Annotated in this window: 16 protein-coding genes and 1 tRNA gene; 11 read left to right on the forward strand and 6 right to left on the reverse strand. The window is 58.4% G+C overall.

Going from position 1 to position 13,682, the window contains the following annotated elements; genetic code table 11:
• Positions 1-16 precede the first annotated feature (16 nt).
• The 4 genes from B3759_RS16320 to B3759_RS16335 all read left to right on the forward strand — a co-directional run bounded on the left by B3759_RS16320 (position 17) and on the right by B3759_RS16335 (position 3,778).
• A complete protein-coding gene (locus B3759_RS16320) occupies positions 17-2,098 on the forward strand; it encodes a M13 family metallopeptidase (RefSeq protein ID WP_291367647.1) in 2,082 nt (693 codons plus the stop codon).
• 89 nt (positions 2,099-2,187) lie between these two features.
• Positions 2,188-2,943 (forward strand): glycine betaine ABC transporter substrate-binding protein, encoded by a 756-nt coding sequence (locus B3759_RS16325; protein ID WP_291367649.1) that lies wholly within the window; start codon positions 2,188-2,190, stop codon positions 2,941-2,943.
• 10 nt (positions 2,944-2,953) lie between these two features.
• On the forward strand, positions 2,954-3,274 hold the full coding sequence (locus B3759_RS16330; RefSeq protein ID WP_291367651.1) for a hypothetical protein: 321 nt from the start codon (positions 2,954-2,956) through the stop codon (positions 3,272-3,274).
• Positions 3,275-3,283: 9 nt separating this feature from the next.
• Positions 3,284-3,778: a YdcF family protein gene (locus B3759_RS16335; RefSeq protein ID WP_291367653.1), complete on the forward strand. Its 495-nt coding sequence runs from the start codon at positions 3,284-3,286 to the stop codon at positions 3,776-3,778.
• A 12-nt stretch (positions 3,779-3,790) separates the two neighbouring features.
• On the opposite strand, the gene B3759_RS16340 is transcribed toward B3759_RS16335, so the two are convergent.
• Complete coding sequence (locus B3759_RS16340) at positions 3,791-4,060, reverse strand: hypothetical protein (RefSeq protein WP_291367655.1); 270 nt, start codon at positions 4,058-4,060, stop codon at positions 3,791-3,793.
• Positions 4,061-4,275: 215 nt separating this feature from the next.
• On the opposite strand from B3759_RS16340, the gene fabD reads away from it, so the two are divergent.
• The 6 genes from fabD to B3759_RS16370 all read left to right on the forward strand — a co-directional run bounded on the left by fabD (position 4,276) and on the right by B3759_RS16370 (position 9,711).
• Positions 4,276-5,247 carry an ACP S-malonyltransferase gene (fabD, locus tag B3759_RS16345; RefSeq protein ID WP_291367657.1) on the forward strand — a complete coding sequence of 324 codons (972 nt, stop codon included), beginning with the start codon at positions 4,276-4,278 and terminating at the stop codon, positions 5,245-5,247.
• Positions 5,248-5,296: 49 nt separating this feature from the next.
• On the forward strand, positions 5,297-6,040 hold the full coding sequence (fabG, locus tag B3759_RS16350; protein WP_291367659.1) for a 3-oxoacyl-[acyl-carrier-protein] reductase: 744 nt from the start codon (positions 5,297-5,299) through the stop codon (positions 6,038-6,040).
• A gap of 273 nt (positions 6,041-6,313) precedes the next feature.
• Complete coding sequence (locus tag B3759_RS16355; RefSeq protein ID WP_010666873.1) at positions 6,314-6,553, forward strand: acyl carrier protein; 240 nt, start codon at positions 6,314-6,316, stop codon at positions 6,551-6,553.
• Between the two features lie 115 nt (positions 6,554-6,668).
• Entirely contained in the window at positions 6,669-7,916 is a 1,248-nt protein-coding gene (gene fabF, locus B3759_RS16360; protein ID WP_373278055.1) for a beta-ketoacyl-ACP synthase II, read from the forward strand.
• 86 nt (positions 7,917-8,002) lie between these two features.
• The gene (locus tag B3759_RS16365; protein WP_010666875.1) at positions 8,003-8,251 is read left to right on the forward strand and encodes a DUF3297 family protein; all 249 of its coding nucleotides are present in this window, start codon (positions 8,003-8,005) and stop codon (positions 8,249-8,251) included.
• A 194-nt stretch (positions 8,252-8,445) separates the two neighbouring features.
• Positions 8,446-9,711 (forward strand): NAD(P)/FAD-dependent oxidoreductase, encoded by a 1,266-nt coding sequence (locus B3759_RS16370; protein WP_291367662.1) that lies wholly within the window; start codon positions 8,446-8,448, stop codon positions 9,709-9,711.
• Positions 9,712-9,761: 50 nt separating this feature from the next.
• Here B3759_RS16370 and pqqE read toward each other — a convergent pair whose 3' ends face one another.
• From pqqE to pqqA, 5 genes are all read right to left on the reverse strand, one after another.
• Positions 9,762-10,871: a pyrroloquinoline quinone biosynthesis protein PqqE gene (gene pqqE, locus B3759_RS16375; RefSeq protein ID WP_408736511.1), complete on the reverse strand. Its 1,110-nt coding sequence runs from the start codon at positions 10,869-10,871 to the stop codon at positions 9,762-9,764.
• Entirely contained in the window at positions 10,859-11,158 is a 300-nt protein-coding gene (gene pqqD / locus B3759_RS16380; RefSeq protein ID WP_408736512.1) for a pyrroloquinoline quinone biosynthesis peptide chaperone PqqD, read from the reverse strand. Before pqqD ends, pqqE begins: the two co-directional genes overlap by 13 nt.
• The gene (pqqC, locus tag B3759_RS16385) at positions 11,155-11,886 is read right to left on the reverse strand and encodes a pyrroloquinoline-quinone synthase PqqC (protein WP_291367666.1); all 732 of its coding nucleotides are present in this window, start codon (positions 11,884-11,886) and stop codon (positions 11,155-11,157) included. Before pqqC ends, pqqD begins: the two co-directional genes overlap by 4 nt.
• On the reverse strand, positions 11,883-12,806 hold the full coding sequence (gene pqqB, locus B3759_RS16390) for a pyrroloquinoline quinone biosynthesis protein PqqB (protein WP_291367668.1): 924 nt from the start codon (positions 12,804-12,806) through the stop codon (positions 11,883-11,885). Before pqqB ends, pqqC begins: the two co-directional genes overlap by 4 nt.
• A gap of 84 nt (positions 12,807-12,890) precedes the next feature.
• Entirely contained in the window at positions 12,891-12,971 is an 81-nt protein-coding gene (pqqA, locus tag B3759_RS16395) for a pyrroloquinoline quinone precursor peptide PqqA (RefSeq protein ID WP_010666882.1), read from the reverse strand.
• A 441-nt stretch (positions 12,972-13,412) separates the two neighbouring features.
• Here pqqA and B3759_RS16400 point away from each other — a divergent pair.
• A tRNA-Thr gene (locus tag B3759_RS16400) sits at positions 13,413-13,488 on the forward strand.
• Positions 13,489-13,682: the final 194 nt, after the last annotated feature.

The raw sequence follows: 13,682 nt of genomic DNA on the forward strand, positions 1-13,682 counted from the left end.
AAGGTGTTGTCTCTGTATGTCGCGTTTGAAGAACAAAGTCCGTCAGTCCGTCCTTTTTTCCTCTCTGTCCGGCCTGATGCTGGCCTCCAGCCTCGCTACACCTGCGATGGCCGCCACAGCCGAGCACGGACCAGCCATCAAGCCCTGGGGGTTTGATCTGGCTGGACGCGACACGACGCTTCTGCCCGGCAATGATTTCTTCGATTATGCGAATGGACAGGCCGTAAAAGCCATTACGATCCCGCCTGACCGGACGTCTTTCGGTGTGTTCGACGCCCTGCGCGATCTGTCCCAGAAGCGCGTGCGTGATATTCTTGCGGATCTGGCGAAAAAACGCATTGTCGCGCCGCAGACGACGGAACAGAAGCTGGCAGTATATTATACCAGTTTCATGGATGAAAAAGCGGTCGAGGCGCTGGGAGCAAAGCCGCTTCAGGACGATCTCGCCGCTATTCGTGCTCTGAAAACGCCGGCTGAATTCGCTCGCCTGATCGGGACCGGACAGACATCTTTCCAGTTTTCCGCTTTCTCCCTGTACATCCAGCCGGACGCCAAGGATCCGACACGCTTCGCGCTGGCGCTGGATCAGGGTGGCTTGGGTATGCCTGACCGGGATTATTACCTGAAACCGCAATTCGCTGCGAAAAAGAAGGCGTATGAAGCCTATATCGCGAAGATGCTGACCCTTATCGGCTGGCAGGATGCGGAGGCCCGTGCGAAGGATATTGTTGCGCTGGAAAGCAAGTTGGCCGAAGTGCACTGGCCGCGTGTTGATCTGCGTGATCCCGATAAGACCTACAATCCGTTTACAGTCGCCAGCCTGACGGAAAAGGCCCCCGGCTTTGATTGGGCCGCGTGGCTGGATGGCGCTGGCCTGACAGTGCAGCAGGCAGACGCCGCCAGAATTATCGTCGGTGAGCCTTCCGCGATTACCGGACAGGCGAAACTACTGGGGGCTGCGCCACTGCCGGTTTTGCAGGCGTGGCTGGCCTTCCACCTGACCAACAACTCCGCCTCGACGCTGTCTTCCGCCTTTGTAAATGCGTCCTATGACTTCAACCGCAAGACCATAGCCGGGCAGCCGAAACTGGCGGCGCGCTGGAAACGGGCGACCGACGCCACAGACAACGCGATGGGCTGGGCGATTGGCAAGATTTATGTCGACCGGTATTTCCCGCCTGAGAGCAAGATCAAGATGGAGGCTCTCACGACCCGTCTGAAAGCGGCGTTCCGTGTCAGGCTCCAGAACAACAGCTGGATGGCCGAGGCCACAAAGCAGCACGCGCTGGTCAAGCTGGACCATTTCGATATTCAGGTCGGTTATCCCAAGAAATCCCGTGATTACAGCGATCTGACAGTCACATCGGGCGACGTGTACGGCAATGCCGCCCGCGCAGTCGCCTTTGAGTGGCGTTACTGGCTGGCGCATCTCGGCAAGCCGGTGGATCGCGATGAGTGGGATATGACGCCGCAGACGGTGAACGCCTACAACAATCCGGTCTTCAACGAGGTTGTGTTCCCGGCCTCGATCCTTCAGCCGCCATTCTTTGACCCGCACGCGGATGATGCCGTCAATTACGGTGCGATCGGCGGCGTTATCGGTCACGAAATGACACACAGTTTCGATGATGAAGGCCGCAAGTTCGATGAAAATGGCCGTCTGAGCGACTGGTGGACCAAAGAGGATGCCGCCCGTTTCGAGAAACTCGGCGAACGGCTGGGCGCGCAGTATGATGCGTTTGAAGTGCTGCCGGGCGTGCATCTCAACGGCAAGCTAACAATGGGCGAGAACATCGCCGATCTCGGTGGTCTGACTCTGGCGCTGGATGCCTATCATGCCTCACTGACTGGCAAGGATATGCCGGTGCTGAACGGCATGAGCGGAGATCAGCGGGTGTTTCTGGGCTGGGCGCAGGTCTGGCGGATGAAGGTGCGTGAGGATCGCGCCAGACAGCTGGCTGTGATCGATCCACATTCGGCTCCCGCCGCCCGCGTCAATCTGCCGGCGCACAATATCGACGCCTGGTACAAGGCCTGGAATGTGCAGCCTGACCAGAAGCTGTATCTTTCACCGGACCAGCGGGTGAAAATCTGGTAGTCTGCGACTGACTTTCGGAGGGCCGTCCTGAACTGACGGACCCTCGTTCCGCCTCTCCCTTCTTTGGATACAGAAAAGAACATTTCCTGATGACCGCATTTACACTCGCCTATCGGAACACTCCTCTGCACGCTGTGGTGGCGGCAGCCGTTGCGCGTGTTCTGGAGGCTTATGAGATCGAGCCGGATTACATCGCGGGAGATGACGCCTCTCTTGCAAAAATGATGGCCGATGGGGAGATCGATCTTTTCGCCACGGCATGGCTGCCGACGATGGATGAGGGGCTTCTCTCTCCCGCCGTGGAAACGCTGGGTAATCTGTATCGTCCCAGTTTCGGTTTCTTTGTTTCGGAAAGTGCGGGAAGCGCCCTGTCTGGGCTAACCTCAATCGAAGGACTGGCGGCGTCATCCGTTGCGCGCAATCTCATTACCCCGGAAAGCCTTGTTTCCCGCGTGCGGCAGGTTGTGGCGGGCTATCGTCTGACGGAAGCAGGGTTCACGATCGAATCCCAGCCGGATGAACAGGCGTACGAGACAGCCGCAGCTGCGATCGAGGCTGGCGAGCCAGTCGTCCTGCCGCTGTTCACGCCGTGCTATCTCGTTCACTCTATCCCGCTCCGTCCGCTTGCTGACCCTAAAGGCGCGGCAGGTTCAGAACTGGAAGCGCGTCTGCTGATCAACAAGGAATCGCGCGCAAAGGCGGATAGCGATCTGATTGACGAGCTGGATGAACTGACGCTTGGCAACAAGGTTGTGAGCGCCCTCGACAACGCAGTCCGACATCTGGGCATGAGTGCTGATGAGGCCGCCGAGGAATGGCAGCGCGGCAAGCTTCTGCCTCGCTGAGGAGGGCAAAGTGTCGTCGGCCACGCCAGATTGCATGGACCCAAAGGCTGTTCCGAAGCTTCATGGCGTGGAGGGTATTCGCCTCGCCATGGCCATGACTGACACACATCAGCTGAGTGTAGGTGAGGGAAGCGAGGCGGTTATCGTGCAGCTTCCTCCGCAGGCGCGTGGCATTTTCCCGTTGATCGACGGACGCAACACGGTGGCGGATCTCGCAGCCCGGCTGGAGACGCGCGGGGTTGATGCGTCCCAGTTCGAAAGTGTGTGGCGGGACACCGTGGCAGCGTTAGCTCCTTTCGGACTGCTTTCGGTTTCTCTGCCGTCTTCCTGAAGAACCGAGATGCTTCCTGTCATCGTTTTCGGTGCCGCTCTATATCCTGACGGCTCGCCGCGCCCGGCGCTTCTGGCGCGTGTGCAGGCCGCACTTGGTTTTGGTGCACAACACAGTGACAGCCTGTATGTCGTGACCGGTGGCGTCCCACAGGCCGGACGGACCGAAGCGAATGTGATGGCCAATCTGCTGCTGTCAGCGGGGGTGTCAGAGGAAGCCATCCTGCGGGAGGATGGCTCGGCTGATACGTGTGATTCCGCCATTGCCTGCACGAAGCTTCTGCGTGCGCGGGGATATGGTGGCCCTGTGGCTGTCGTCACCAGCGATTTTCACATGATGCGTTGTGTCGCCATGCTGCGGGCGCTGGGCTGGATCACCGTATCTGTTCCAGCGCCTTCGCGCACCGATTTGTCCCACAGGCGCAGGCTTTGGGTGCATCTGCGGGAATACCCGGCGACAGTGTGGGATGTCCTGCTGGTGCTGACCTGGCGCTTTCGTCAGTAGGATGCTTCGTTCTTACAGGGCAGGATTGGGGTGCGGACGTAAGCCGCGCCCATCGTAACAGTCGCTGCGAGGGCAGCCTGCCCAGCGAGTAGCGTGTTCCGCATGAGCCTGCATCGTGCCGCTCTTCGACGGACCGTGCAGACGGACATGCCCCTTGCATTCGCGACACCGGAAACTGCGTGCCTTGCGGTCGTCAGGTTTCATGGAGAGCGCCGTCAGGACGGTCATCGGTCGCCAGACGCCGTCCGTGCCTTTGACATCAATATCCGTTGCCAGAACCATTTTCGTCCTCACGCTTTCAGAAAAAGAAAAACTGGGTTTCCTGCAGGATGTCTGACGTGGAATGACGATTTGTTAACAAGGGTAACAATGGCCTCTGCATTGACATTCCGTGACGTTTTCCTTTCATCACCCTGCGTATTGCCGGATTTTCCGCACTTACAGGCCCGCCGGACGACGGGCTGATCGCATTTCATCATCTGTCCAGGAGCTACTGAATGTCTGTCTACGCCTTTGTTTTTCCGGGTCAGGGAAGTCAGTCTCCCGGCATGGGACAGGATCTGGCGGATGCGTTTCCGGCAGCGCGGGAAGTCTTTCAGGAAGTTGATGACGCGCTTGAGCAGAAGCTTTCAAAGATCATTTTTGAAGGCCCAGCGGAAGAACTGACCAGCACCGAGAACACCCAGCCTGCCCTGATGGCGGTCTCGATGGCCGTAGTCCGGGTTCTGGAGCGGGAAGGGGGCGTGGATTTCGCCACCAAGGCGACGCTGATGGCCGGTCACTCTCTTGGTGAATATTCCGCGCTTGCTGCGGCCCGTTCTTTCGGAATTGCTGAAACGGCTCGTCTGCTGCGTCTGCGTGGTCGTGCGATGCAGCGCGCTGTGCCCGCCGGTGAGGGGGGGATGGCCGCGCTGATCGGCGTGACACCTGAGCAGGCACAGGAAGTGTGCGAGGAAGCGGTGGTTCTCAAAGTTGAAGGACAGCCGGATCAGCGCGAGATTCTTGAAGTGGCCAATGACAATGGCGGCGGCCAGATCGTGATTTCCGGTCAGATGGCGGCCATCGACCGGGCAATTGTGATCGCCAAGGAAAAGGGCATCAAACGGGCCGTCAAACTGCCTGTGTCTGCTCCATTCCACAGCTCCCTGATGCGTCCGGCAGCGGATGAGATGGCCGAGGCTCTGGATAAGGCCGACGTGAAAGCGCCCATCGTGCCGATCATCGCCAACGTGACGGCCGCGAAAGTGACATCGCCCGACATGATTCGTGAACTGCTGGTCAAGCAGGTGACCGGTACGGTCCGCTGGCGTGAGAGTGTCGATGCCATGGTCAGCATGGGTGTCGATCATTTTGTGGAACTCGGAGCGGGCAAAGTTCTTTCAGGCCTGATTCGTCGGATTGCGCCGGATGCGAAAACCGAGTCTGTCGGCACGCTCGACACGATCGACAGCTTCCTCCGGACCCTCTGACGGTCCTTTCCTCCTTCGGTCTGATTTCATTCGAACAGGACAGAGATTTATGTTCAGTCTTTCCAACAAGGTTGCGCTCGTTACCGGCGCAACTGGCGGCATCGGCGAGGCCATCGCCCGTCAGCTTCACCAGCAGGGCGCGACAGTCGTGCTTTCCGGCACCCGCGAATCCGTTCTGGAAGAACGGGCGGCGGCGCTGGGTGGTGAGCGTGTGCATGTCGTGGCAGCCGACCTGTCCGACCCGGCTGCGGCGGAACAGCTTGTGTCCCGCGCCGAGGAAGTCGCCGGAGCGCCTCTCGATATTCTCGTGAATAATGCGGGGCTTACGCGGGACACGCTGGCTATCCGCATGAAGGATGAGGACTGGTCCAAGGTGATTGAGGTCGATCTGGCCTCGCCGTTCCGACTCTGCCGTGCGGCGCTCAAGGGCATGCTGCGTCGGCGTGCGGGACGGATCATCAGCATCGCGTCCGTCGTCGGCACAACTGGCAATGCCGGGCAGGCCAACTATGCCGCCGCCAAGGCCGGTCTGGTGGGCATGACCAAGTCTCTGGCCCAAGAAGCCGGCTCCCGTGGCGTGACGCTGAACGTGGTGGCCCCGGGCTTTATCGCCACGGCGATGACGGATGTGCTGCCGGATGCGCAGAAGGAGAAGTTGGTAGGGTCTATCCCGCTGGGCCGCATGGGCTCGCCCGACGATGTGGCGTCCGCCGTGGTTTATCTGGCGTCGGAAGAGGCCGCGTGGGTCACCGGTGCGACATTGCATGTCAATGGCGGGATGGCGATGATATAAGACGAATTGCTTGGAATTCGTTGCTGAGACTACCTTTTCTCAAAAACGTGAGCTAAGGAAGGTGACCGGTTTTGAACACGGTGCGATCATGAAACGTCATGCTTTTCATGCATCCGCTTGGCGGCGGGAATATTTCCGTGCTAATCGCCCCCGCAGCCTCGTTGGGCATACCTCGGTTGCCCCGTTCGAATGCCCTGCTCCGGCTTGTGGCCGGGACGGGGTGAGCGCCAACCATTAGCCCGAAATGCTTGGGCATACAGGAAGCAGAAACAGATGAGCGAAATCGCTGATAAGGTTAAGAAGATCGTCGTCGAGCATCTCGGCGTTGAAGAGAGCAAGGTGACACCGGACGCGTCGTTCATCGACGATCTGGGTGCAGACAGCCTCGACACGGTCGAACTGGTGATGGCGTTTGAAGAGGCTTTCAACGTAGAGATCCCGGAAGACGCAGCCGAGAAGATCGCGACCGTGAAAGACGCGATTGATTACATCGAGGCACAGAAAGCCGCTTAAGGTTCTCTGTATCTGACGGGTCCATGCAACTGGTGCGCGGACCCATTTTGTTCTGGAAATCAGGGGGCGAGTGAGCTTGCTGCAGTCGGGCGGATCAGATTTGGGACGGAGACGCGTGGTCGTCACCGGTATGGGGATGGTAACGCCTCTCGGGCTTGGTACCGAGAACGTCTGGAAGCGTCTCATCGCGGGTGAAAGCGGGATTGACCGTATTCACTCGTTCGATCCGAGCGAACTTGCGGCGCATATCGGTGGTGAGGTGCCGGAAGGCCCTACCTCCGAGGGCAAGCTCACCATTTCGGACTGGATTCCTGTCAAGGACCAGAAGAAGATGGATCGCTTCATCCATCTTGGAATGATCGCGGCCGCAGAGGCTGTCGAGGATTCCGGGTGGAAGCCCGAGTCGGAGGAAGATCGCTGCGCTACAGGCGTGCAGATCGGCTCCGGCATTGGTGGTCTTCAGACGATCTACGATGCCTCCATTACGGTGTATGAGGGGCGGGCGAAGCGTCTGTCTCCGTTCTTCATTCCGTCGGCGTTGGGCAATCTTGTATCTGGAAACGTATCGATCCGGTACGGCTTCAAGGGACCGAATCATTCAGCCGTGACAGCCTGTGCCACAGGCGTTCATGCAATTGGTGATGCGGCGCGTCTCATCATGCTCGGCGACGCCGATGTGATGATCGCCGGTGGTGCCGAGGCAACGGTCTGCAAACTCGGTATCGCCGGGTTCTGCTCTGCCCGTGCGCTTTCCACCGGTTTCAACGATCGCCCAAAACAGGCGTCCCGCCCGTGGGACCGCGACCGTGACGGTTTCGTCATGGGCGAGGGTGCCGGCATCGTTGTGCTTGAGGAATACGAGCACGCGAAGAAGCGTGGCGCCAAGATCTACGGTGAAGTCGTCGGTTACGGCATGTCCGGTGACGCGCATCACATCACGGCTCCTGCCGAGGGCCATGAGGGTGCGTATCGCGCCATGTTCGCGGCGGTTCGCAGTGCAGGCATCACGCCGGGTGACATCGGCTATGTGAATGCGCATGGCACATCCACCATGGCGGATGATCTTGAGCTGGATGCAGTCGAGCGTCTCTTTGGTGACGATGGACGCAAGGTGGCCATGTCTTCCACCAAGTCAGCAATCGGTCACCTTCTGGGGGCTGCCGGTGCTGTGGAAGCGATGTTCTCCATGCTGGCCATTCGTGACGGCGTTGTTCCGCCGACGCTCAACCTCGACAACCCATCACGGGAAAGCATTATCGACCGCGTGGCGCATGAAGCGCAGCAGCGTAAGGTCAATATTGCGCTCTCAAACAGTTTTGGCTTTGGTGGCACCAACGCCAGTGTGATCGTCCGCGGCGTCTGAGCCAGACGCTCTTCGAACGGTTATCATTCAGCAGGCCATCTTCGGATGGCCTGTTTCATATCTGACCCGATACAGGTGTTTGTTTCATGAGCGATACTCTTCCAGACCGTCTGTCCGTTGATCCGGAAAGCCCATTCTACAACGAAGAGCTTCTGGCCCGTGGAATCGGTATCCGCTTCAAGGGCGTCGAAAAGACCAACGTCGAGGAATACTGCCTCAGTGAGAACTGGGTCCGGGTCGCGGTGGGCAAGTCGCTTGACCGTCGAGGCAAGCCGATGACGATGAAACTTCAGGGACCGGTTGAAGTTTGGATCAAAGGCAACGAAGAAGCCTGAGATATGAAGCCTGTCGTACCATGAGTGCGGCAGGTGGTCGCTGTAATTTCAGCACGCCCAAAAGGCTGTGTTGATTGCCCAATGCGGATATGCGCGCTCTCATGCGAGAGAGGCCTTGATGCAACTCTCCTCTGAGCGCAGGCTTACACACACTCGTGATGTGAAACTGCATTCCTTTGAAGGAGACGAAGATCATGACTGAAGTCGCCACGCCGGTTCAGCCTGACAAACAGTTCACCATTCTCATTGTCGGAGGCGGTACGGCAGGCATCGCCATAGCGGCCCGTCTTCGCCGTGAACGCCCGTCTCTCTCCATCGGAATCATTGACCCGGCAACGACCCATGCCTACCAGCCCGGCTGGACGCTGGTGGGGGCAGGGGTCATGACCCTCAAGCAGACCCTGCGGCAGGAAGGGGGATTGATTCCTGCTGATGTGACGTGGCTGCGCGCTGCGGCTGAGTCTTTCCAGCCTGATGACCACATTGTCACTCTGGATGACGGACAGCGCATCGGCTATCGTCGCCTGATCCTGTGCCCCGGCCTCCAACTCGACTGGAACAAGATCGAAGGTCTCAGCGAGACGCTCGGCAAGAATGGTGTGTGCAGCAATTATTCGATGGAGCATGTCGAATATACCTGGACCTGCATCCAGACGCTCAACGGCGGCAAGGCGCTTTTCACGCAGCCACCGATGCCGATCAAATGCGCAGGCGCTCCGCAGAAGATCGCCTATTTGGCCTCGGACTTCTGGCGCAAGGAAGGCGTTCTCAACCGCACGGAAGTGGACTTCCTGCTGGCGGGCGACGCGCTGTTCGGCGTAGCCTATTACCGCCCGTCGCTTCAGTATGCCGTCGATTATTACGGCATCAATCTGCACTACAAGCACAATCTTGTCTCAGTGGATGGGCAGGCAAAAGTCGCGGTGTTTGAAGTGACGGCAGCGGATGGCAGCAAGTCGCGTGAAACACGTAACTTCGACATGCTGCATGTAACGCCACCACAGAGTGCCCCGGACTTCATCAAGAACAGTCCGTTCGCCGGAGCCGGTGGCTGGGTCGATGTTGATCCCTCGACGCTTCGCCACACAAAATATGACACCGTTTTTGGTGCAGGCGACGTGATCGGCACAAGCAACGCCAAGACCATGGCGGCAGCTCGTGCGCAGACGCCTGTTATTGTGGCGAATGTGCTGGCCTCGCTGGAAGGCAAGCCGCTTACAAGCATCTACGATGGCTATGGTGCCTGCCCGCTGACGGTCGGTTACGGCAAGGTGGTGCTGGCGGAATTCCTTTACGGTGGAAAGCCTGCGCCCAGCTTCCCATATGACCAGCGCAAGCCCAGCAGCTTCGCATGGATGCTCAAGGCCAAGGTCTTCCCGCATGTATATTGGGATCTGATGCTGAAAGGCCGTGACATCACGGTCAAGCATCACCCGGAATGGGCCAAGACTAACGGTTGATCTCACCATTGAGGCAGAAAGATTTTTCTTTCTGCCTCAAGTCGAGGTGGTTAGTCGCCTGAACCATAGCGTCGGTAGACAAAAGTCTCCGACGCAGGACTGATCGCTCCATTGATTTCCGACAGAGCCGCATCCACCACACCACGATCAGAAGATCGACGGCAGACTGGATCAGCAGCGTCTGCGCGCCCGGTCAGGGCAAGTGCCTGACAGCGGCAGCCTCCCCAGTCGATCTCCTTACGATCACAGGAGCGGCAGGGCTCCGGCATCCAGTCCACACCACGGAACATCTGGAACAGCTTCGACTTTTCCCAGATATCCTTCAGTGACGCCTCACGCACAGTCGGGAACACAACACCCGGTATGGTCTCCGCCGCGTGACACGGCAGCACCCGGCCTGATGGGGTGATGTTGAGAAAACGCTGTCCCCAGCCACCCATGCAGGGCTTGGGTTCGTCGGCGTAATAGTCCGGTGTCACGAAGTCGATGGCGAGACGTGAACCGAACCGCTCCCGCGCCTCTGCAACAGCTTTTTCAGTCGCTTCAAGCTGGTGACGCGTGGGCAGCAGGGCCGCACGGTTTTTCAGACCCCAGCCGTAATATTGCGTGTGGGCGATTTCGACACGACGAGCGCCAAGCTCTTCCGCCAGATCCAGCATGGCCGGCACCCGGTCGGCATTCAGACGATGAATGACGAAGTTCAGGGTCAGCGGCATCCCGTCTTCCACAACCAGTCGGGCCGCTTCGATTTTGCGAGGCTGCGCGCCTTTCATGCCGCCGATGATTTCAGCCTGCTTCGGGTCAACGTCCTGAAAGGACAGCTGGACATGATCCAGCCCCGCGTCAGCCAGCTTCGCCAGACTGTCGCGGTCCATCAGCACGCCGGACGTGATCAGATTGCTATATAGACCAGCCTTGGCGGCATGTCGCACAAGCTCCGGCAGATCCTTGCGCGCCATAGGCTCGCCACCGGAAAAATGCACCTGAAGGATGCCGAGTGCCGCGGCTTCATCGAGAACGCGAAGCCATTCCTCGGTAGAGAGTTCGTTGTTCTTCGGCTCCAGAGCCAGTGGATTGGAGCAGTAAGGGCATTGCAGCGGGCAGCGATGCGTCAACTCCGCCAGCAGGCTCATCGGTGGTGGCGCGATCATGCCTTCCATATCAGCACCTGACGCTCGGCCAGCGAGGCGACCATGGCCAGTACATCGCCCGCAATCACCTCACGCGGGGCCGCAAAATCTGTGGCCAGAGTGTCGATGATCGTCTGGAGAGACGTCGCGCCATCCACCCGCTTCAGAATTTCCGCAGCGATTGGATCAGCCAGAAAGGCGCGCTCCGGAGCCTGAACGATCCACTGGTCGCGCACCCTGTCATGCTGAAGCCGTGTGCCGCGAGCGAAAGCCGGGACAAGAGTTTCTGACAGGGCAGGAGAGGGGGATGTCATCATGCAGGCCGGAACGCGCCCGGCGGAATGTTGCCCGGCGTCACATAGGCATAATCCAGCGCATCCAGCATGGACCACAGGACGCCACATTTGAATTTCAGGGCGTTGAGCACGGCGTTCTGCTGTTCCACGGTGCGGGCATGTTCCTTTACATAGGCAAGAGCGAAGTCGGAATCACGCGGAGCCTGTGTCAGCCGGGGCGTGAAGTAGGCCAGCGTTTCCTCTGTGATGAAGTCGTAGTTCCGCAGCATCCCGGCGACGCGCTCGGAAATGATGGTCGGCGAGAACAACTCGGTGAGAGAGGAGGCGATGGCTTCCAGAATGGTCTTTTCCCCGACGAAATGCACATAGGCATCTACAGCGAAATGGGTGCCGGGCAGCAGGCCTTCAAGGGATTCCACATACTCACGGTTCAGACCGAGGCCATCTGTCAGACGCAGCCAGCGGGCGATGCCGCCTGTGTCGGGAGTGTCGCCGTCATGATCCTCGATACGACGTCGCCATTCACGGCGAAGCTCCGCCGTTGGCAGACGAGCCAGCAAAGTCGCGTCCTTGGCCGGGATACGCGCCTGATAATAGTAGCGGTTCAGCGCCCAAGCCTGAACCTGTCCCTTATTGAGCTTTCCGTCATGCAGCGCCCGGTGGAACGGGTGCCGGTTATGGTAGCGTTCGGCACCGATCGCGCGCAGTGCGGCTTCCAGTTCGGCGGGGGAAAGAGGGGCTACGCTCATAGGGTGATCCTCATGCCGTCGTAAGAGACTTCCCACCCGGCGGCTTCCGTTTCGGCCCGTTCGGGAGTGTCGGCCAGCAGAATGGGGTTCGAGTTGTTGATGTGGATGAAGACCTTGCGCTGCACGTTCAGGTCACGGAAGGCGGCAATCGTGCCGTCTGTGTCATTGACCGACATGTGGCCCATACGCTTGCCGGTTTTTTCACCAAGCCCCGCCTTGATCATCTCGTCGTCAGTCCACAATGTGCCGTCGAACAGCACAAGATCCGCGTCTTTCAGGCGTGCGCGAAGCCGATCGTTCATGCAGGCGCAACCCGGAATGAACAGCGCGCGGTGCTTGCCGTCCGTGATTTCCAGCCCGACAGTCTCACCGTTTTCAACGATTTCCGCCGGGTTCGCGCCCTTTTCTGCGTAAAGCGGAACCTTTCCGGGCACAGCAAATGCCGTGACGGATAGTCCGGCTGGCGTTCCATCTGACTTTGTAAGCGCAATGCTTTCGTCGAGTGGGAATTCCTTGCGTGTCACGACAGAGCGGTTCACGGCCTCGAAAATTGGATTGGCGTCGAGTTGGTCGAGAACCTGCCGGGTCGCCAGAATTTCGAACGGCTGACGCTCACGCATGGTGAGAAGGCCGGTGATAGTGTCCACTTCAGCGCCGGTCAGAATAACACCTGCGATGGGTGTGGACCGCAGTCCGGTCTTGGGATGAAGGGCTGGCGTCTGGTTGATCTGCTGACGGAGATCGGGCGAGGCGTTGACCACGAACCACTCCTCACCGTCACCGCTGATGGCAATGGACGCCTGAGTCCGGGCAGGGGCGAGAGGGTCGCCGGAGCGGGCGCGTTGGCAGCCTTCCGCGTTCGAGTTCCACTGGGGGAAGCCACCGCCAGCAGCGGCGCCGAGGACAATAAGGTCAATCATGATACTGGTCTGTAAATGCAAAACGCCGCCAGCGCGAGGCGGGCGGCGTTTCTGGCTGTGGAAAACAAGATCCCGGAAAGGATCTTACTTCTTCTGGCCGCAAACGTAGCTGTTGATTTCAGCGCCCAAAGGCACTTCGGTGATTTTCGGTGTGTTCCATGCCATGACACGTCATCCTTATTCTGTGTGGCTGTGATTAAGAACGATACCCTGCCTTGACGCTCTTCGCCACAGTTCTGTCGCATGGCAGCCCTTAGCCTCCAGAGCAGGAAGTGATCAGGTCAGGAGAATGTATGGTATTCAGTTACTGTCTTGATTTTACAATATAAAACTTAATTTTTATCAGTTGATTTGGCCTCCGCGAGATAAGGCTATGAGCGATTTGTTGATGCTCCTCACGGTCTTGTGAATGTGTGCAAGAGCCACTGACAAAAGAATCTCGCTCAATGTTTGTGGAGAGAGATTTTTTCTGCACCTGAGCTCCCTAATTCAATTTAACCCTTTGAAATGAAGCATGAATCTGGTGCGGAAAATATTTTCCGATCTCGGCATTACATACTTGCGCTGCTTATGCACCTGCGCTAGAAGCCACCCACCGCAAGGCGGGCCGGTTTAGCTCAGTTGGTAGAGCACGTCATTCGTAATGATGGGGCCAGGGGTTCGAATCCTCTAACCGGCACCACTCACTTCGCGGTTTCCAGACTACAATTGAATAATTAAGTCAGACGTCGCTCAATCAGTTGCGCGCGCATTTTGTCCCGCACGTCTGAAAAATGTCTTTTCGTTGACGTCTTTCAATCCAGACTGAATTCTCTGCTTAAACTTCAGACGCACTGAAGCGTTTGTTTCTCTCATGATCCGGCAGTTCTTTGTCGA

It is taken from the genome of Acetobacter sp. UBA5411 (assembly GCF_002409645.1).
In the GTDB taxonomy this organism is placed as follows: Bacteria; Pseudomonadota; Alphaproteobacteria; order Acetobacterales; family Acetobacteraceae; genus Acetobacter.